We start from the raw sequence: 21756 nt of genomic DNA on the forward strand, positions 1-21756 counted from the left end.
AAGGAGGCAAGACCATGCACCACACTTCGAGAGCCTATCGATGGTTTTTAGGGTTTAATTACGTTATTCTTACCGTTCTTGCCTTGCTTTGTCTGTTTCCGATCGTTAATATTTTGGCCATCTCTTTTAGTTCAAGTGATGCAGTCAAAGCGGGAAGCGTCACATTCTGGCCTGTAGATTTCACTTTATCGTCATATCAATATATTTTGGAAAATAAACAATTTCTGAATTCGTTTGGAACGAGTCTCCTTCGTGTTGTACTTGGAGTCTCGACTAACCTGATCTTTACGATTCTTGTTGCCTACCCTCTCTCTAAAGAGGCATCCAAATTCCGTTCAAGAACCATCTATGCTTGGCTGTTCGTATTTACGATGTTGTTTAGCGGGGGGCTTATCCCGGGTTACCTTGTGGTGAAGGAAACGGGTCTTCTCGATTCGATATGGGCGCTCATTTTACCGGGAGCGGTGCCTATTTTTAATGTGCTGCTCATGCTTAATTTCTTTCGAGGCTTACCCAAAGAGCTGGAAGAAGCATCATGGATGGACGGGGCGGGGCACTTTCGAACGTTATGGAGCATTTATCTGCCGATCTCACTTCCAAGTATCGCAACGATTACACTATTTTCTATGGTGGGTCACTGGAATGCGTGGTTTGACGGCATGATTTATATGAAAAGTCCGGATCACTACCCGCTTGCTACCTACCTTCAGTCCATGTTGCAGCAGGTTACCATGATTCAGAGTGAGATGATGACGCTTGAAGATGCAACATTACTCAGTCAAATATCGGACAGAACAACGCAGGCATCACAAATCTTTTTGTCAGTTATTCCGATCCTGCTTGTGTATCCATTCCTGCAGAGATATTTTGTTCATGGTCTTGTTGTCGGGAGTGTTAAGGGATAAGATCATGAGTAGGAAAACCAAATGGAGGAGCCGATTTCCGGCTCCTTTTTTCCTATGAGAAGGGAGCTACGGGGATAATGAAATATGTCAGGGGAAGCTGGAAAACGAATTCGATTGTCTTCAAACTAATGATTGCCTTTGTCCTTGTTATTCTGCCATTGTACGGGATAAGTATTATGATTACGCATTACAGCTCCACACAGATGCAGATCGAAGTAGAACGAGCTCACGAATCTAAACTGGATTTCTACCATAACCATCTGCAATTCGAACTGGAACGAATGAGCGGACTCGTAAATGAATATTCTTTTGATGAACCGATGTCTACCTTAAGTACACGAGCAGCTATTATGAGCAGGTATGATGTAACTTCAAGTCTGAATAACATACATAACAAACTGAGTCAGATCATGGCAGCAAGTCCGTACATTAGTGATGTTGTATACTATGTACCCGCTCTTCACAAAAGAGTCAGTGCAACCGATGGTATCCGTAGTGTGGAAGATGATGAATGGAGAAACCTGCTGGCAACGATGGGAAACCTGAATGGCGAATTATCTTATTTAAATAACGATCTCTATTTTCTTAAAAGCAATCCCTATAATATGAATTACGAAGAACCGCCCAATTTTATACTAGGTATACGTTTAAGTGCTGAAGAGCTCAAGCAGAGATTACAACAGCTCTCAGAAAAAGGGGGAAGCGACATTACCCTCAGTTTCGGTGATAAGCAGCAAGTCGTAATTTCTTCATCAGATCAGGTTGCTTCTATTTCGCTACTGGATGCGCAGACACCAAGGTCCCAGGATTCACCGCAGATGACAAGATATCAGTCCGACCATTACTTGCATTATTCACTCTATGATCAAGAGCATTCATTCCTGCTTACTTCCAGCATTGCTGATGATGTACTTGAGGCACCTTTAGAGCAGTACAAGCTATGGCTATGGATTTTAACTGTGATGTCCATCGTTATTATTCTGATTTTTTCGTTTTCAATCTACAGATCCATTCACAAGCCGTTATCTGCGCTAGTTAAAGGTTTTCGTATGGCAGAGCAAGGTCATACCAGCATTTATATTCCACATTCAAGACGGGATGAATTCGGATATTTATACTCTCGTTTTAACCATATGATAGAGCGCTTACATATTTTGATTGAGGAAAATTACATCGCTCGGATCCGAACCAGTGAGGCCGAGCTTAAGCATCTACAGTCACAGATACAGCCTCATTTTTTATACAATAGTCTATTCAGTATTAAACAAATGGCTGAAGTTGAAAATGTGGAATTAATACAGAAATTCACCGATTATCTCGGTCAATATTTTAGATATATGTCTAGAGACTCGCAAGCAGAGGTTTCTCTTGGAGAAGAGATGGACCATGCACTGGTCTACGCAGCTATACAAAAAATAAGGTTTGGATCAAGGATAAACCTTCAAATCGAAGAGATGAATTCAGACTACAGAGCTATAACCGTTCCCCGAGTCATTATGCAGCCTATTGTTGAAAATGTTTTTGAGCATGCACTATCCAAGCGCAGCTGCGGGGGTGTGCTTAAGATTTCTTACAAGGCAGACCATGGCAAGTTGTCTATAAGAATAGAGGATGATGGGAATCAGTTAACCGATGAAATTCTGAATGATCTTGAATTTGCTTTTCAAGAGTCAGTACATCGGCATGAAAGTAAAGAGATTACAGGTCTTATCAACGTCCATCAAAGACTGCAGATCAAGTTCGGAGCAGAATATGGTCTTACCGCACAGCGCAGTGAACTGGGCGGCCTATGTATCATAGTAAATGTTCCAGGGAGAGGAGAATCTTAGATGCAGCGGATGCTAATTGTAGATGACGAACCCGTTATTTTGGATGGATTACATGCGTTCTTTCAAAAAGCGGATTTTCAGGATATGGAGATTATTAAGGCTTACTCTGCTTTTGAAGCGATTGAGTGGTTGAATACGGTCAAAATTGATATTGTACTCAGCGATATCTGTATGCCTGGTATGGATGGAATGGAGCTAATCGAGAAGATTATGGATCGATGGCCAAGGTGCAAGGTTCTGCTACTGACAGGGCATAACGAATTCGACTACGCGCATCAAGCGATACGAAATCCTTGTGTTGTAGATTACCTGTTAAAGACAGAGGGCATGGCTCATATTCGTGCTGCAGTAGAGCGAGCGCTTAAGCAAATCTCGGAAGAGAATGACTTCCATTATCAGAATGCCTGGTTCAAGAGTAAGCTGCCAAGGGCACTTCCTCAATTGCAGCGGCAATTGCTGCTCGATGTAATGAAACGAACGGAAAAGGAAGGTATTGCTTCACTTCAAGAAGAACTGGATGCCGTACAGCTTCCTCTCCGGTCAGGGGAACCCGTAATTCCGGTCATCATCCGAGTAGAGGAATGGAGCGAATATCAATCTCATTCAGACCGAAGTCTGATTCGCTATGCGGTTGCTAATGTCGCAGAGGAGTTACTTCAAGATAAAACTACGGTTAAGGCTATTGATCTGGATTATCAGGTGATTTCCTGTTTAATACAACCTTTGGTAGAACACTCACGCTTTCCATCAAATCAGCAGGAGAGATGGGAACAGACCTATCGTTTTGTCTATGGAACGCTTGAGTCTGTGCAACAATCTTGTGCAGATTGTTTGAAACTGTCCGTATCGATTATGGTGAGTGATCAGGCTGTGGAATGGGCAGATCTTAATTCAACGATTGCAAGGTTGCGACTGTCTATCCATGATGGGCCTGGGCTTGGGATGGAAAAGCTGCTTCGTGTACAACTGCATTCTGATTCAGACTATACACCAAACCTGTTGAGTCAGCAGGCGGTCGCTACTCTTCATATGGATCAGGTTAAAGAGCGGATCACCGCGGGTGAAAGGGAGTGGCTCGATTCATTTCACAAATGGACGGAAGCAGCGCAGGCGGGACTTCAAGATCCCTTCTTTCGAATGAAGATCATCACAGGAGCAGGAAATGGACTAATAGAAATACTTCATGAACTCGGTTTGTATGAGTCTGCCATGGAGGAAATAACGCTCTCCCGTATGCTTCACTTTAATATACATACACCTTGGCCAGAGTTGGTCGTTTTCTATCAAACAGCTTATGAATGGATTATTTCCAAAAGGAGCGATACTCGCCTGAATGACCAGTCCCAGATTCTGATTGCTATTCATCATTACATCAAACATCACTTAGAAGACGATCTTTCTTTAACCCGCATTGCACAGGAGGTTTCCTTGAATCCTTCCTATTTGTCCCGTTGGTATAAACGGATTACAGGAAAGGGAATATCCGATTACATTCATGACAGGCGGATTGAGCGTAGCAAAGAATTATTACTGGGTTCAAATTGTAAAATGCATGAAATATCCGCTAAGGTCGGATTTAGCGACCAACATTATTTTTATCGGTTTTTCAAGAAAGCGATCGGTTGTACCCCCCAAGAGTACCGTGAGCAAAAAAATTAGCAAAGAATGAGAATTGGTAAATCAAAGATACCAGATGTCAACTTCGTCCACTCGAAGTGATAGCGCTTTCTTCATACAATGAATACATATCTCAGTGAGGATTAAAAAGGGGGATTCACATGAATATATCACTTAAGAAGTTCTCATTACTTACATTATCCATGGTTTTAGCAGCAACGATTACTGCCTGTTCGTCAGGTGCGGGAAGTGAAGAGGTAGCGAGCTCAAGTACACAGCAAGATGCTGGGGGACCGCTCACGAAGTATGATCCACCCATTAAGCTTACGTCTACTATGGCTGAAACCGGAAAAGAAACCCTAGCTGAAGGAGATACTCAAGCGAGCAATATTTGGACTAGGGGCTATAAGGATGAACTCGGTATTGAAGTAACCTATGATTGGATTGTTCCGGATACCAACTACAATGATAAAATGAACGTTACGCTCGCAAGTGGAGATTTGCCGGATGTGCTGAAAGTGAGTGCGGTTCAATTTGAACAGTTGCATGAAGCCGGGATGCTCGAAGATTTGACAGAAATATATGACAAATACGCATCCGATCTTGTAAAAGAATTTATGTCCGCAGAAGATGGAGCAGGTCTGAAACCGGTAACCAAAGATGGAAAAATATACGCTATGGTTAGTTTCCCAGGTTCACTAGACTCTTCTGATATGATCTGGATTCGCCAAGATTGGCTCAAAAAAGTGGGACTGGAAGCTCCAAAATCTATGCAGGACGTGATCAAGATCGCGGAAGCCTTCACTTTTGAAGATCCAGATGGAAATGGTAAAAATGATACGTTTGGTATTGCACTGAACAAGGATTTGCCGATTAACGGTTTCTTGCTTGGTTATCACGGATATCTTGAGACATGGATTAAGGATGAATCAGGTCAGGTTGTTAATGGCACCGTTCAACCTGAAGTGAAAGAAGGATTGCAAGAACTGCAGAACCTGTATAAAAAAGGTGTAATTGATCCGGAGTTTGGTGTTAAAGATTTTGCCAAGATGATGGAGGATGTGAATGCAGGCAAATCAGGCATGTTCTTCCTGCCGCAATGGGCACCTTTTCAAGTTAGTAGTATGATCAAGAAGGATCAAAATGTAGACTGGATGCCATATCCTGTTCAGTCCATTGATGCTGAGCCAGCGAAGACCCAAAATCATTTGAGTTTAGGGGGAATCTTTGCGGTTCGTAAAGGCTATGAGCATCCTGAAGCATTAATCAAATTGCTCAATTTCCAAGCCGAGAAAATGTTTGGTGAGTCTGCAGAAACAGAACGAGCTGACTACTTGAACGGGTTAACAGGACTTGGTTTTCAAAATGCCACAGTGTCAAACCTTCCTGCCAACAAAAACGTAAAAGCACAAGATGAAGTAGAGCAGGCGATAAAAACGGGAGACACGTCAGGACTAGGGCTCGAAGCGAAGCTTTTCTATGAAGATATTATGGATTACCGTAATGGGAACCTCGATAAATGGCATATGGAACGTATTTTCGGACCAGAAAGCTCACAGGGTGTCATTAAATATTATCGGGATCATGATTTAATTATGATGAATGAGTTCATCTATGCACCGACAAAGACCATGAACACGAAGCAGGCAACACTGGACAAACTGAGAGCAGAGACGTTTCTGAAAATTATTTATGGCAACCTGTCCATTGACGAGTTTGATAACTTTGTTGCAAATTGGAAAAAACTCGGCGGTGATCAAATTACGCAGGAAGTAAATGAAGTAATCAATGCAAGCAAGTAAGTTCCCTGCTATGAACTAGATTCAAACGATCCATAAGAGATGAATCATTGGGTAAGAACTATATCAATGTGAAAGGGATTTCGTATAGGAGCCCTTCGGACTGTAGACAAATTAGCCTAGACTAGTTTGCCTACGGTCCTTTTTTATTTTTGTCCTACATCAATAAAATGGCTACGATCGTCGTTACAGTAAGCCATGTTAGGACAGGAATAAGATTTCATTTGGCAAGTTCAAATGGACTCACGTTACAAATGGCTGCGGCTGGAATAAGGGCCCACTCAAGTGCAGATATCCAAGAGTTTGGAAATGGATATAATCCTGTTATATCAAAAGGAACAGAAGGCTGGGTAGTCGGTGTTACATTCCTCATTCTTAGTGCAATTGTGAAAACATCATGATTCCTTTGCTCTGCATACATTAAATAGAGAACCCGGATTGTAACAGCACAGAGGGAGGCGAAATAAATGAAATCTTCAGCAGATATCATGTCACAGACCGAGAGGCTTGGCGCCCATAATTATCATCCACTTCCGATTGTTATTCATAAGGCGGAGGGGGTGTGGGTTGAAGACCAAGAGGGACGTCGTTATATGGATATGCTCAGCGGCTACTCTGCTTTGAATCAAGGGCATCGTCATCCTCGTATTATTGAAGCGCTCAAACGACAGGCAGACGAGGTGACGCTTACTTCAAGGGCCTTTTATAATGCGCCTCTTGCAGAACTGATGGAAGTACTTACGAAGCTGACAGGGAAAAATAAAATTCTGCCTATGAATACAGGCGCAGAAGCAGTAGAGACGGCGGTGAAAGCGGCAAGGCGATGGGCCTACCGTGTTAAGGGAGTGAGTTCTGATCAAGCAGAAATCATCGTTTGCGAAGGGAATTTTCATGGAAGAACAACAACAATTACATCCTTCTCATCAGAACCGGACTATAAAAGAGAGTTTGGTCCTTTTACTCCAGGGTTCACCATTATTCCTTATGGAGACATTGATGCGTTAAAGGCTGCAATCACACGGAGTACGGCAGCTTTTTTAGTAGAGCCTATTCAGGGTGAGGCTGGAATTGTCATACCAAGGGAAGGTTACCTACGGGAAGTAAGAGAGATTTGCGATCAAGAGAATGTACTACTCTTAGCCGATGAAATACAGACTGGGTTCGGCAGAACAGGTAAGCGGTTTGCATGTGATTGGGAACAGGTAGTTCCGGATATCTACATTATGGGAAAAGCACTCGGGGGAGGGGTTCTGCCCGTATCTGCGGTTGCCGCTGATAACGATATTCTTGGACTGTTTGAACCAGGATCCCATGGTTCTACTTTTGGAGGGAATCCACTGGCAAGCAGTGTAGCCATAGCTGCACTAGCTGTGATTGAAGATGAAAAGCTTGCAGATCGCTCTCTTGACCTCGGCAAGAAAATGCTGAAGAGGTTACAAGCCATCCCTACTAAAGATATAGTAACCATTCGCGGGCGCGGTTTATTTATCGGCATAGAAACCAAGGGTTCAGCACGGCCGTACTGCGAGAAATTAATGCAGTTAGGACTGTTATGTAAAGAAACACATGAAAATGTGATTCGATTGGCTCCGCCGCTTGTCATATCCGTTCAGGAACTGGAGTGGGCCATCACACAATTGGAGCAGGTGTTTACGTAATACAGACAATGGTAAACTAACAGAAATCGTCATTTTGTTAGCCCTTTGCGCAATATAACGAAATGCATAAAAGAATGTCATCGATCAGTGCGGTTAATGTCGAGGAGGCCGGATCCATTCGTTCTCGAATGATGTCAGAATATAGTTCGAATTTTTTAGTAATATTTTTGGGTAGACGAGAGAGTCTGCCTTTTTTTTGCATGAGAAACAAAAATAGTTTTACTTTTTCCATATCAAACGCTTACAATAAGTTCGTCCGACATTTTTCGATTATTATTTCAGTCATTCGTCATTATTTACGTTACATATCTTTAGGTTTGGGGTGGCTTACAAGGCTATGGTTCGATATCACTTGTTTACTAAAATGGTACTTCTCATTGTAATTATGCTAATTCCTGTTGTGCTTTTATACAGTTACTCGAACAAAATGACAACAAACGTCGTTGTGAGTGAACTCAATCGATCTAGTAGTAATCAACTTGCTTTTTTTCAAAGTCAGGTGAATACAAGCATCGAGGAATTATCCTCCTGGCCTATTATATTAATCCATGATCCGGATATTGAGAGTTTTGAACAACAGGATTTGGAGAGTGAATATCTAAATTTGGATCTTATTAATCATGTGAAAAGAATCCAGAATAAGCTAAGTATTCAGGAGAGTTCTTCTAATTGGAGAAGCAGTTTGAGTTTATATTCAGCTTCTATGAAACGTATGATTACCGAAAATGATTCGAGAACATACGATAATAAGGAACTGGATAACGCCAATTTACCTGGCTGGCAGGTAAAAAAAGTGACAACAGGAAATGAGGAGCGTTACCTCTTCTCCTGGTATACAGCATCTCCATATTCAGCTAGAGATGTAGTGGAAAATGCGAGAAGTATTATCAAGCTTGAATTCGACAGTACTAATATCCAGGATATGTTGGACAAGTTCAAAAGTAACGGAAGAAGAGATCCTTTTTATTATATACCTGGGACAGGCACGATTTATAACCGAACAGCGGATATAGACCGGAGTACGGAACTATTGAAACAATTGGATTTTACCGAAATAAAAGATGTGGATTACCGCACGATTGAGCTTGGGAAGGAAGTCTATAGTGTTCACACCGTGATGTCGCCTATAACAGGCTGGTATTTAATTGATTATATTCCACTGACCGATGTGCTCGCTCCCATTAAAAACTCGAATCGGTTGTTTTACGGAGCGGTTGCCTGCCTTTTATTTATGAGTTTCTTGGCAGCTTACTTGTTATATGTACAAGTGCAGGTTCCGGTCAGAGATTTAATGCACGGCTTTCAGCGTTTAAAGATTGGAGACTACTCTGTCCGGCTTGAGCCAAAAGGGCGGAATGAATTCAGCTTTTTATCGGAGCGATTTAACTCCATGGTTATACAGATCCAGGAGCTATTCGAACACGTTTACCTAGAGCAGATTCAAGTGCGTGAAGCAAGGCTGAAACAGCTGCAGTCTCAAATTAATCCTCATTTTTTCTATAATTGTTTTTCTTATATTACGAGTATGGCGAAGCTTGGAAAAACGGATGCAGTGGTGGCGATGTCTCATAACCTTTCCCGTTATTATCGTTACACGACACGTCAAGAAAAGGATCTCGTTCCTATGAAAGAAGAGATTGCTTTTGTCATTTCCTATTTAAAAATTCAAAAGATGAGAATGAGCCGTTTGGATTATGTGATGGAAATACCAGAAGAAATGATGGAACTACTGGTTCCTCCGCTTGTCCTTCAGCCGCTGATCGAAAATGCAGTTATTCATGGAATTGAGAGGTCAGCAGATGCGTCTTTTATTCGCGTATCGGGTTTTGAAGATGAGGGTCGTCTGTGCCTTCAGGTCGAAGATGATGGACTTGGAATGAACGAGGAGGCAATGAGGTTATTACAAGACCAGCTAACAAGACCTATGGACGAACACAGCGGTTGCGGACTATGGAATGTGAATCAAAGAGTGCAACTGCGGTATGGAGAGAGAAGTTACTTAACTTTTGGAAGATCTCCTATGGGTGGCCTGAAAGCAACGATTTATATAGATAATATAAAGAAGGGATGAACATTTATGATTAATGTACTGCTTGTAGATGATGAGACCTATGTGACAGAAAGTTTGGAAGCAACAATCCCTTGGAGTGAACTAGGAATCAGTGAAGTATATAGAAGCGATTCAGCAGGAGATGCACTCGAGCTGCTTGCTGCTCACCCCGTCGATATTTTGATAACGGATATTCGAATGCCCGGTATGAACGGACTTGAACTGATCGAAAAAGCAAGTGTATTGTACCCGAGTCTACGTTCGATTCTGCTAACGGGATACGGTGAGTTTGAGTACGCGAAAAAAGCGATTCAATTAGGTGCATCGGATTATATCATTAAACCTGTAGATGATGATGATTTTATAAAAAGCATTAAGCAGGCCGTTCAGTCCATTGACGAAGAAGGAAAACAAGCTACGAAGTATCAACAGTTGTTATATCAACGTAAATCGGACTATACGCTCCTTAGAGAAAATTTATTGCGTCAACTTCTCATGGGCGATCAGATTCAGACGGAGAGAATGATCCAACTTCTACATGATTATGAGATTAAGCTTTCGTACTCATCTATGACAACAATGATTCTTGTTCGTTTACATGAAGGTTTCATGGAACATGATGAAAAAACGAGAGTGCTTATGGAGTATGCAATAGGTAATATGGCGGAAGAGATTTTTGGAGAAACATACGATGTCTGGCAAGGGAGAACACCGCATCATTGTTTATTGATATTGTTACAGTCGAAAGATCAACATGATATAGAAAGTGGGGAATCGGAGTTTCTAAAACCTAAAAATCTTCGGCCTTTTATCGAGAACTTTCGGTCTAGTGTATTGACGTATTTGCGAGGAGAGGTGCATGTCATCGTAAGTCGTCCATGTATGTTTCCGCAGGATATCAGTGAAACCTACAGACGCGGTTTGAACTCTGTTTATTTAGCGGACCGTCAGATGGAGTCGGGTGTGGTATTTATTGAAGGAGACAATGTAAGTATAGAATCTCCATCTTCAAAAGCTGCTTTTGAAGTATTGTACAGACCACCGATGCTGCAGCAACTTTTAGAACGAAAATCCTGGGAAGCTGCTTCACAGCGATTAGATGAAGTATTTGCGATTATCGAAAAAAATCCGGTCTCACGTGAGCACATGTATGAGATTTATCTGGCAATCATCAATTCTTTTTTGTATATCACCCATCAAACGGGACTTCGGATCAGTGAATTGGATGCAAAAGGACTTGAACCTCATTTGGTGGAACGAATGATTCACTACCCGCCGCTGTTAAAAGATTACACAGAGCAAATACTTATGAAGTTTCAACAGGCAGTATCTGCTCCTGCAGAACCGAAAAGCCATATTGTAAGCCAGGTAAAAGATATGATTTTGCAAGAAGAAGGAATCGAATTAACGGTCAAAATGATAGCTGATCGTGTATTTCTTCATCCCGTGTACTTATCCAAGATTTTCAAAGCCGAGACAGGAGAGGGCCTAAGTGAATATTTGATTCGTACAAGGCTTGAGCGAGCTTTATATCTGCTTAAACATACGAATAAAAAAATATATGAGATTACAGCTGAGCTTGGCTATCAAAATCCACAATATTTCAGCAAACTGTTTAAGAAGCATTATGGAATAACCCCAAATGAGTTTAGAGAGCAATAAGTTGTAAAAGGTGCAGAAACCTTAAATTAGTGTCATAGGAAAAAATAGAGATATCATCCATAATGAAAATATGAAGATAAAGAAATTTAGGGGGAAACAAAATGGCACGAACGTGGAAAACTTCTTCACTTGCTGTCCTTGCATTAACGATGGTCATCAGTGCAGGCCTTATGGGATGTTCAGGTAAAGACTCAGGTGATAGTAATACGTCTGCACCGGCAAATACTGAAAACGTATACAAAGAAAAATACGATCCGGAAGTCACGATCTCCACTGCATGGGGAATCGATCCGACAGTCACATTTAAAAATGGGGAAACGATTGAAAATAGTGTCGCAACGAAATGGGCAAAAGAAGAGCTGGGAATTAATATCAACTCTCTATGGTCTGTAACAGATACGAATGGGGCTTTTGCAACGAAAGTAAGACTGTCGATGTCATCAAGACAGAATATGCCGGATATCATCACAATCGGATCTAATGAAACACAACTAATACAAGATCTAATTGAATCGGGTATTTACGGAGAAGTGGACGAGCTCTTTGATAAATATGCTTCAGACACTTGGAAAAAAGCGATGGAAATTGACCCTACGGTATGGAATTCAGTAACGCGTGATGGTAAGAAAATGGGGATTCCTGTTCTAGATTATGCATACAACAATGATTACATCCTATGGATTCGTCAAGATTGGCTCGATGCACTAAATCTCAAAGCACCGACAACGCTTGATGAACTTGAACAAGTAATGGATGCCTTTAAGAACAATAACCCAAGCGGACTTGCTCCGAGTAAAGTAATTCCACTGAGTATTGGGTTTAAAAATTCAATGAACACTTGGATGGGCGATCCTTCCTGGGTCTTTGGCGCAGCAGGTACGCTTCCTCAGCAATGGAATTTAGACGAAAATGGAAAACTTGAATATGGATCTGTACAGCCAGAGATGAAAGCAGGTCTTGAAAGATTAAGAAATTGGTTTGAAAAAGGGTACATTCCACAAGAAGTAGCTCTATGGGATGAAAATAAAACAGCTGAGCCTGCTGTGGCCGGTACGGCTGGTATTATCCCTGGACCTTACTGGATGAGCGGCTGGCCGCTGACGGATACAGTGAAAAATGATCCGAAAGCAGTGTGGAAACCTTATGCAATCCCAACGGGAGCAGATGGTACAGCAATGCGTCATGGAACAAACTATGCTAGTGCAGTGACTCTTATTAAGAAAGATATGGAACATCCGGAAGCATTCTTTACTTACCAAAACTACATGTATGACCAGTTTGCAGATCCGGCTGCAGGAAGTAAACATGATTTCGGTTTATTTGAAGGATATGACTATGAGCTCGATGCAAATGGTAACCAGAAGAGATACGACGAGATTGAAGGCGGCTATGTAAACGTGCTTCGTTATCTACTTGTTCGTGATGGTGCGCGGATACCAGATGCACAGATGAAAGCTCTGCTCAGTCTCGCAGATGGTAAGGAAGCAACTACAAGACTAGAACGTGAAGTGCAAGCGAACTATGGCCTTGAAACTCCTAATGCTGCGAAGGTTCTTATGTCGCAAGAAGATATTTCATTCAAAGATATGTTCACAGGTCCACCTACAGAAACAATGAAATCAAAACTTGACTATCTTAATAAAATCGAGAATCAAACATTCAATGAAATTATTTACGGTAACAAACCAGTAGACTCTTTTGATACTTTTGTTCAGACCTGGAAAGCTGGAGGCGGCGACAAGATTACAGAAGAAGTGAACACATGGTATGACAGTGTCAAATAAGATTGCAATTCGATTGTAAGACTACCACGATAAACTCCCGAAAAGCAGCATGCATTCATTCATGCATGCTGCTTTTCTTCACTCAAAATGAGCTGGGAGACGAAAATTAGGAGGAAAAGTGGATGAAAATGTTGAAAAAAACATGGCCTTTCCATGTAATGCTGCTGCCTGCCATGATCTTCTTATTTTTATTTAGTTATCTGCCAATGGGCGGGATCGTCATGGCTTTTCAAGATTATAAACCTTGGGAAGGGATCTCAGGTTCTGCATGGGTAGGACTTGATAACTTCCGCTATTTATTCGAGAGAGATGACAGTGTTCAGGTTATCTGGAACACACTTGTCATTGCTGTAGCGAAGATGATCTTCAATCTTCTTGTTCCCTTTGTGTTTGCCATCCTGCTGAACGAGATTAGACAAGTTGGACTTCAGCGCTCTATACAAACTCTTGTATATCTGCCTCACTTTCTATCTTGGGTAATTCTTGGAGGAATTCTGGTGGACTTGCTTGCTCCAGGGGGCTTGGTAAACCGAGTACTTGGAGAGTTCGGGATTAACCCCATCCTATTTTTAGGGGATAACAATTGGTTCCGTATCACAGTAATTTTATCGGATGTCTGGAAAGAATTTGGATACAACACCATTATATTCTTAGCGGCTCTTGCTACAATTAATCCTTCTTTATATGAAGCTGCTGAGATGGATGGAGCAACTCGTTTCAAACAAACTCTTCATATTACGATCCCTTCCTTAATTCCAATCACGATTGTGGTAGGAACGCTTGCCTTAGGGAATGTGCTTAATGCCGGATTTGACCAAATCTTTAACCTCTATAATCCGCTTGTATATGAAACAGGAGATATTATTGATACCTTTGTTTACCGTACTGCGATTCTAAACGGAGAGATGGGCTTTGGTACAGCCATTGGATTGTTTAAATCCGTGATTAGTATGGTCCTTATCTTAATCTCCTATAGACTTGCCTACAAGTGGGCAGGGTACCGTATCTTCTAAATAAAGGATAAGAGAGGAAGGAAAAACTGTGTATCATAAATCAAAATCATACCGTGTCTTTAACGTTGTTAATACGATTTTCCTTATTATTTTATCTGTACTATGTATCGTTCCGCTTATACACGTACTTGCCATTTCGTTTAGTAGTAAAGCAGCGGCCGATGCCAATATTGTATCACTGATTCCGATTGATTTTTCTTTAGAAGCTTATAAAAAGACAATAAATAATCCTGCGTTTCTTAGATCAATCATGATTTCGGTAGCACGTACCATCGTTGGTACGCTCATTACACTCGTGATTACGTTTTTAGCGGCTTATCCGCTATCTAAAGAGAACAGCGCTTTTAGAAGCCGTACGGTTTATTCCTGGATCTTCGTATTCAGTATGGTGTTTAATGGAGGACTTGTACCGTTTTACGAAGTTATTCAATCCCTTCATTTGATGAATACATTCTGGGTACTGGTTCTGCCGTCAGCTGTAAATACATTTCTCGTAATTCTGATGCTGAACTTCTTTAGAGGCATCCCGAAAGAACTCGAAGAGGCATCTCTTATGGATGGAGCAGGACATTTCCGAACTTTGTTCTCGGTATACCTTCCCATTTCACTGCCTTCGATCGCAACGATTAGTTTGTTTAGTATGGTATTTCACTGGAACTCCTGGTTTGATGGACTATTGTATATCAATAATGCAAAAGATTTCCCGCTTGCTACATTTCTGCAAACGATCATCATTCAGCGTGATATGAGCTCAATGAGTATGAATCCACAAGAGATGGAACTCATCAGCCAAACGACGGTGAAAGCAGCACAAATCTTTATTGGAGCAGCTCCGATTCTTATTGTGTACCCATTCCTGCAAAAGTATTTTGTAAAAGGGATGACGGTGGGTTCTGTTAAAGGTTAATAGAAGACACTTTCGAATGAACATATGAAATATAAAAAGCGATGCAAATAAAGGAGAGAATACAAAATCATGATACAGAAATATCCACCTCTATTTGATAAAGCGCCTGTTATGCTGCATGGCGCTGACTATAATCCAGAACAATGGCTGAAATATCCAGAAGTACTGGAAGAAGATATTAGACTGATGAAAAAATCGCATTCCAATGTAATGTCCGTTGGTATTTTCTCTTGGGTTTCTTTGGAACCCGAGGAAGGGGTATTTACGTTTGAGTGGCTTGATCGCATATTGGATTCTTTCGCTGAGAATGGAATCTATGCACTGCTTGCGACACCAAGCGGAGCGAGACCCGCATGGATGTCACAAAAATACCCAGAAGTACTGCGAGTAAGCAGTAACCGGGTTCGCAACCTGCATGGTTTCCGTCATAATCACTGTTATTCGTCTCCTGTATATCGGGAGAAAGTGAATATCATCAATACTAAACTTGCCGAGCGATACGCAAATCACCCAGCTGTTATTGGCTGGCATATCTCGAACGAACTTGGTGGAGATTGTCACTGTGATTACTGTCAGGATGCGTTTAGAAAATGGGTTAAAGATCGATATGAAACGCTTGATGAACTGAACCATGCCTGGTGGACGACTTTCTGGAGTCATACCTATACGGATTATAGCCAGATTGAGTCTCCGGCGCCTCACGGTGAAACTCAGGTTCATGCGATGAATTTAGACTGGAAACGGTTTGTTACAGATCAAACAGTCGATTTCTTGAAGCATGAGATCGCTCCGCTTAGACAGGTGAACCCAGATTTACCGGTAACGACTAATTTTATGAGTTATTTTGACGGGCTGGATTATTGGAAATTTGCTGATGTTCTTGATGTTCTATCCTGGGATAGTTATCCGACATGGCATGATACAGAGCAAGATGATAGCAAGCAGGCAGCTTCTGTTGCATTAATGCATGATATCGTTCGTACAATTAAAGGCGGCAAACCATTCATGCTGATGGAGAGCACACCTAGCATGACGAACTGGCAGGATGTCAGCAAACTGAAAAAACCAGGTATGCATCTGCTTTCTTCTCTTCAAGCAGTGGCACATGGTTCGGATACTGTACAGTACTTCCAGTGGCGTAAGAGCCGAGGTTCAAGTGAAAAACTGCATGGCGCAGTAGTAGACCATGTAGGGAATGAACACACTCGCGTATTTAGTGAAGTAACCGAGGTGGGAAGCTGTCTACAGGAACTTCGTGATGTGGTAGGAACCGTAGTACCAGCGGAGGTTGCTATTGTCTTTGATTGGGAGAATCGCTGGGCAATAACGGATTCACAAGGACCAAGAAATATCGGAATTAAATATGATGAAACGATTCAATCACACTATAAAGTATTCTGGGATCAAGGGATTCCTGTGGATATCATCAATATGGATGCAGATCTGTCCAAATACAAACTTGTTATTGCACCGATGCTGTACATGGTGAAAACAGGGGTTGGGGAGAGAATTGAGAAGTATGTGGAGAATGGAGGCACGTTTGTCTCTACTTATTGGTCAGGTATCGTTAATGAGAACGACTTGTGTCATTTAGGAGGATTCCCAGGACCGCTTCGTAAAACACTTGGGATCTGGTCAGAAGAAATTGATGGACTTCATGACGGACAAGTCAACCGAATTGAAGCTCTAGCTGATAATTCTTTAGGACTCACCGGCGAATATGAAGCGATTGAACTATGTGACTTGATTCATCTGGAAGGTGCGACTGCACTAGCGGTTTATGGAAGTGATTTTTATAAAGGCAGACCGGCAGCAACCGTACACTCCTTTGGAGAAGGAAAATCATATTACATCGCTTCCCGTAACTCTGAATCATTTCACAAAACATTCTATCAAGGAATTATTAAAGAAGCAGGAATTAAGAAATCCATGGAGAGTGAATTGCCAAGCGGGGTAACGGTATCAGTTCGTACAGATGGAGAGCATGATTATGTATTTGTACAGAACTATACGGGAGAAGAACAAGTTCTTCCTTTGGACGATGCGGACTACACCGAAATTGGGCTTCCATCTTCTGATCATCGTCAGTCATTGCAAGAACAGATTGTATTAGAGCCATACAGTGTTCGTGTTATAAAAAGAAAGCATATTATCAAATAATAATGAAATAATAATAAAATAATAAAACAGAAGGCGGCACTCATCTCTGATAAGTACTTATCAGCAGAAGGGATGCCGCCTTCTTGTTAAATCCTGAGGCAGGAAGGAAAAGGGAAGCCCCATCACGAAATGGTAAAAGAATACGATTGGAATATTATTTGCGGGAGGGAACATCATGATTCAGCGTAATCTGGATGGAAACAGTATCATTATCCGCCTTGAAATGAAAACAAAGACAATTAATTTTGGAGAAGTTGCTTCTGCCATCTCCATTGCTGGTGGAGACATTGTTGCCATTGACGTCATTTCAACCAATCAAGATGTAACGGTCCGTGATTTAACGGTAGCGATTACGGATAGTGAACAGAACAAACGAATCATTGATCAAGTTCGTAAATTAGATGGCGTTACGATTATTAATGTATCTGACCGTACATTCCTCCTGCATTTGGGCGGAAAAATCGAAATCACTCCCAAAACGCCGATTAATAACCGAGAAGATTTATCAAGGGTCTACACTCCTGATGTGGCAAGGATCTGTACTGCCATTGCAGAGGAACCGCATAAAGCTTATTCATTAACGATTAAAAGAAATACGGTAGCTGTCGTATCCGACGGCAGTGCTGTACTTGGGCTTGGCAATATCGGTCCTGAAGCCGCGATGCCTGTTATGGAAGGTAAAGCAATGTTATTCAAACAGTTTGCTGGCGTTGATGCTTTTCCGCTATGTCTGCAGACTCAAGATACAGAAGAAATTATTCGCACGATAAAAGCGATCTCGCCTGCATTTGGAGGAATCAATCTAGAAGATATTTCCTCTCCGCGTTGTTTCGAAATCGAAGAAAGATTAAACAAGGAACTTGATATTCCTGTTTTTCATGATGATCAGCATGGTACAGCCGTAGTCCTGTATGCAGGTCTGATTAATGCACTTAAACTCGCAGGAAAAACGCTGGAAAATAGTAAAATCGTCATTTGTGGAATTGGAGCTGCAGGAGTAGCTTGCAGTAACATATTGTTATCCGCCGGAGCAAAACGACTCATTGGCGTCGATCGTGAAGGTGCACTCGTGCGCACTGCAGTCTATGATAATCCCGTATGGCAGAGTTACGCAGAGCGGACAAATCCGGAACTCGAGGAAGGCACGCTTCATGAAGTTCTGAAAGGTGCAGATGTGTTCATTGGTGTATCCAAAGGGAACTTGCTTACAAGGGAACATATACTTACGATGGCAAAAGATCCGATCGTATTTGCGATGGCAAATCCAGTTCCTGAAATCATGCCGAGTGTAATCGAAGATATTGTGGCAGTCGCAGCCACCGGACGATCGGATTATCCGAATCAGATCAATAATGTTTTGTGTTTTCCTGGTATTTTTCGAGCCGCACTCGACTGCCGCGCTTCTGTAATTAATGAAGAGATGAAACTCGCAGCAGCCACTGCCATTGCCTCATCCATTTCAGATGAAGAACGCACGAAACACTACATTATTCCAAGCGTATTTAATGATCGTGTTGTGAAAAGTATTCGAGAGCGAGTCATTGAAGCTGCGATTCAGACGGGTGTTGCCAGAAGGTTCCCCAGAAAAAACAATGAAACCAAATCATGATGAAACGCAATACTCACATGAAGGAGCTAAGAGTAAGAAAAACCCGGCAAACGCATTGCGTTTCCGGGTTTATTTTAGTGTATGGACTTCGCTTCTCTTGAATCACTAAGAGAGGATCTGCTGTCGTCATCTTCATCATGTAGTTTAACGAAAGTGTCAGCAATGAGCCATTTTCCTGCTAGGTTTTGTTTCATATAGTACATACTTGTTTGATCCCCTTCGAGATCTGTTTCTTCTGCATGAACGATAGCTGTTTCGCCATCATATTGTACGATGTTAATTTCAGCAGCTGATAAGTTGTAATCCAATTCTTCGAACCAACCGTCCTCAAGAACAGAGGTTAGATCACGATAAATCCAAGTCGTAGGATCAAATGCAGATAATAAGAGCTGTTTATTCTCTGTGTTGTATCCTTTGTACTGTGTATTTAATGTTTCCTCAATAGCTGATGTTGCTTTAACCGGCACAACTGGTTTCTTACCGATGAGTTGTTCCGCTGCGTACGATTCTGAAATGACACCTTCATAGAATAACTGCAGGTTACCATTTGAAGCCTTGGTGAGTTTCAGGATCAGTTCCTGTTTGACATCAAAATAAAAAGGTCCGCTCTTCCATGTATTTGTTTTTGTTACAAACACAGTGGCTCCGTAATCGTACATGTTAACAGGATTAATGTTTGTATAGGTGACTTGACCCTGTGATTTGAAGTATTCACTGTAATCATGAATCATTTCTTCATAGAAAGGGGCATAGTTATCGATTAATGCGGACACTTTCTCAATACTGCGCTCATTTTCCGCACGACTCAGTTTGTTTAGGAAGGCATTGACTTGTGTTTTTGTTTTGTCATCGACTTTACCTGTTTCGATATGAATCGTTTTCTTTTTTTGATCCCAGATTACGTTATAACCGGTAGCTTCTGCAACAAAGCGAAGCGGAACTAACGTGCTTCCTTTACTTATGTAAGGCGCAGCAGGTAATTTTGTTCTTTGTCCATTAATGTGTGCAGATTTTTTGCCTACAATTAATTGCAGTTTGGTCTCACCATTGTCCGCGTTGATTCGTTTATCTGCATTATTCCATTTTACTGTGTAGTCAAGTCCTTCAAAAAGGGGACGGAATTGTACAAAAGTCACTCCATTTTTAATTGTTGGCGGAACATCAAATTTCATTTCAACCTGGTCCAGATATACTCGGATTTGGTTCTGTGCTGCAGCTGCACTTACAGTGCTGCCCATGATGGACCATACCATTACTAGTGCGAGGGTGATAAGCCCCCATTGTTTTTTTAGCATGATGTCAACTCCTCTAGGTTGTGGGTAAGTGCACTGTCTAACTCAAATACAAGATGTATGGTTAAATCTAGTATAAGACAATGCAAACATTTAGTTTACCTTTGGAGGAAATTTAATGCAAGAAAGTTGGGACTATTTTCTAATAAAAAATAATTCAAGTGAATAAGCATTATTTTATTAGAGGAGGATACACCAAATACACTTTTTTTGAAAAAAATATGTTAGAAACATACTCGTAAGTCATACTAAGATATGTTACAATAAATCGTTATGCTTTTTAGGAAATTCATCTAGTACAATGCTAAACTACACATAAAACAGTAAAGAATGAAATCATCCATTAACATAAAGAAATAAGGAGGGGGGAGAGTCATGTCATTTGGCGCTCGTGTATTGAAAACCGGTATAGCAGTAACACTTGCCCTCTATGTAAGTATGCTGCTAGGTATTGATCAGTCACCCGTTGGTGCAGCGATCGCCGCAATTTTTGCCATGCAGCCTTCCATATACCGTTCGTGGCGGTATTTTTTGGACCAACTTCAATCTACTACGCTTGGAGCCATTGTTGCACTAGTTGGAGGAATGATATTCTCCAATGAACCGATTGCGGTGGGTGCCGCTTGCATCCTCGTTATAAGTATTTGTCTTAAACTGAACATGGGGGATACCATTGGACTCACACTGGTGACCGTTGTATCCATTATGGAAGCTTCAGGGGATTGGAATTATGCACTTAATCGATTTTTACTCACCTTAGTGGGAATTATTTGCGCATCGGTTATTAACGTAACTGTATCACCCCCAAAGCCTAAAATTCAGTTTGTTATGCAGATTCGCAGTGTATTTGACCGGATGTCGCTATTATTGCGAACTTCGATATCCGATGAAATTAAGGAATCCGTGTTCCGCGACGAAAAGAATGACCTAGAGGGCCAGATCAAATCTCTTGTAGATAAATATCGCTTATTTGAGGAAGAGACCCAAAAGCTGAGAAGAGCGAAGTTTAGTACAACAAGACAGATGGTCGTGTACAAACTCATGTTATCTAGTCTCCAAAAAGGGTACGCTGTACTTGATGCAGTAGACAGACATTATTTTCAGTCAGAGAGAACAGAGAAAACGGATGAATATTTTGACAACCACTTGGAAAAATTGATTAAATTTCATGAACATGTACTGCTTAAATTTGAAGATAAGCTGAAACCGAACGATCATGAAGGGGAAGAGATCGTTAGGACGAATGTGGAATTTATGGAATCAGCTATAGAGCGAATTGAATTCGACAGAGAAGGAATGTTAAGGTTATCGATTGTTGCTGCTGCAATGTATGATTATGGATATCAGTTAGAACGTCTAAACAGGCTTGCTGATCACATACTCGATTCAGAAGAGTCGAAAGACAATTCAGACGGCCTTTCTGCTTGGTTGAAAAAATAGTGGTTTATTTGCATCCATTCTGTGGATTGGA

15 protein-coding genes and 1 pseudogene are annotated in these 21756 nt (G+C 41.4%); 14 read left to right on the top strand and 2 right to left on the bottom strand.

Annotated features, from left to right (window positions below; genetic code table 11):
* Positions 1 to 14: 14 nt before the first annotated feature.
* The 4 genes from PV403_RS03895 (at position 15) to PV403_RS03910 (ending at position 6153) form a co-directional block, all read left to right on the top strand.
* Positions 15 to 905 carry a carbohydrate ABC transporter permease gene (locus tag PV403_RS03895; protein ID WP_213535678.1) on the top strand — a complete coding sequence of 297 codons (891 nt, stop codon included), beginning with the start codon at positions 15 to 17 and terminating at the stop codon, positions 903 to 905.
* Between the two features lie 77 nt (positions 906 to 982).
* Positions 983 to 2734, top strand: a complete 1752-nt coding sequence (locus PV403_RS03900) for a sensor histidine kinase (RefSeq protein ID WP_332083653.1) — start codon at positions 983 to 985, stop codon at positions 2732 to 2734.
* Positions 2735 to 4393, top strand: coding sequence for a response regulator (locus PV403_RS03905; protein ID WP_332083654.1), 1659 nt, complete (start codon positions 2735 to 2737; stop codon positions 4391 to 4393).
* A 119-nt stretch (positions 4394 to 4512) separates the two neighbouring features.
* Positions 4513 to 6153, top strand: coding sequence for an extracellular solute-binding protein (locus PV403_RS03910; protein WP_332083655.1), 1641 nt, complete (start codon positions 4513 to 4515; stop codon positions 6151 to 6153).
* Between the two features lie 154 nt (positions 6154 to 6307).
* Here the strand turns inward: PV403_RS03910 and PV403_RS03915 are convergent.
* Positions 6308 to 6433 (bottom strand): annotated as a pseudogene (locus PV403_RS03915) (MFS transporter); the annotation flags it as partial.
* On the opposite strand from PV403_RS03915, the gene PV403_RS25285 reads away from it, so the two are divergent.
* From PV403_RS25285 to PV403_RS03955, 9 genes are all read left to right on the top strand, one after another.
* Positions 6375 to 6551: a hypothetical protein gene (locus PV403_RS25285; RefSeq protein ID WP_442951734.1), complete on the top strand. Its 177-nt coding sequence runs from the start codon at positions 6375 to 6377 to the stop codon at positions 6549 to 6551. The pseudogene PV403_RS03915 and the gene PV403_RS25285 overlap by 59 nt on opposite strands.
* A gap of 66 nt (positions 6552 to 6617) precedes the next feature.
* Positions 6618 to 7808 carry an ornithine--oxo-acid transaminase gene (locus PV403_RS03920; RefSeq protein WP_332083656.1) on the top strand — a complete coding sequence of 397 codons (1191 nt, stop codon included), beginning with the start codon at positions 6618 to 6620 and terminating at the stop codon, positions 7806 to 7808.
* Between the two features lie 337 nt (positions 7809 to 8145).
* Positions 8146 to 9879: a sensor histidine kinase gene (locus tag PV403_RS03925; protein ID WP_332083657.1), complete on the top strand. Its 1734-nt coding sequence runs from the start codon at positions 8146 to 8148 to the stop codon at positions 9877 to 9879.
* Between the two features lie 6 nt (positions 9880 to 9885).
* Positions 9886 to 11520 carry a response regulator gene (locus PV403_RS03930; protein WP_332083658.1) on the top strand — a complete coding sequence of 545 codons (1635 nt, stop codon included), beginning with the start codon at positions 9886 to 9888 and terminating at the stop codon, positions 11518 to 11520.
* Between the two features lie 101 nt (positions 11521 to 11621).
* A complete protein-coding gene (locus PV403_RS03935) occupies positions 11622 to 13304 on the top strand; it encodes a sugar ABC transporter (RefSeq protein ID WP_213535687.1) in 1683 nt (560 codons plus the stop codon).
* A 122-nt stretch (positions 13305 to 13426) separates the two neighbouring features.
* Positions 13427 to 14317 (top strand): ABC transporter permease, encoded by an 891-nt coding sequence (locus PV403_RS03940; protein ID WP_332083659.1) that lies wholly within the window; start codon positions 13427 to 13429, stop codon positions 14315 to 14317.
* 28 nt (positions 14318 to 14345) lie between these two features.
* Positions 14346 to 15224, top strand: coding sequence for a carbohydrate ABC transporter permease (locus PV403_RS03945; RefSeq protein ID WP_213535689.1), 879 nt, complete (start codon positions 14346 to 14348; stop codon positions 15222 to 15224).
* Positions 15225 to 15293: 69 nt separating this feature from the next.
* Positions 15294 to 17384: a beta-galactosidase gene (locus PV403_RS03950; protein ID WP_332083660.1), complete on the top strand. Its 2091-nt coding sequence runs from the start codon at positions 15294 to 15296 to the stop codon at positions 17382 to 17384.
* A 175-nt stretch (positions 17385 to 17559) separates the two neighbouring features.
* Complete coding sequence (locus PV403_RS03955; RefSeq protein ID WP_213535692.1) at positions 17560 to 18993, top strand: NAD-dependent malic enzyme; 1434 nt, start codon at positions 17560 to 17562, stop codon at positions 18991 to 18993.
* Between the two features lie 74 nt (positions 18994 to 19067).
* Here the strand turns inward: PV403_RS03955 and PV403_RS03960 are convergent, their stop codons facing one another.
* Positions 19068 to 20288, bottom strand: a complete 1221-nt coding sequence (locus tag PV403_RS03960; RefSeq protein ID WP_332083661.1) for a stalk domain-containing protein — start codon at positions 20286 to 20288, stop codon at positions 19068 to 19070.
* 372 nt (positions 20289 to 20660) lie between these two features.
* On the opposite strand from PV403_RS03960, the gene PV403_RS03965 reads away from it, so the two are divergent.
* Positions 20661 to 21725 (top strand): FUSC family protein, encoded by a 1065-nt coding sequence (locus PV403_RS03965; protein ID WP_213535696.1) that lies wholly within the window; start codon positions 20661 to 20663, stop codon positions 21723 to 21725.
* Positions 21726 to 21756: the final 31 nt, after the last annotated feature.

Origin of the sequence: Paenibacillus sp. GYB006 (assembly GCF_036577645.1) — a bacterium.
Classification (GTDB): domain Bacteria; phylum Bacillota; class Bacilli; order Paenibacillales; family Paenibacillaceae; genus Paenibacillus.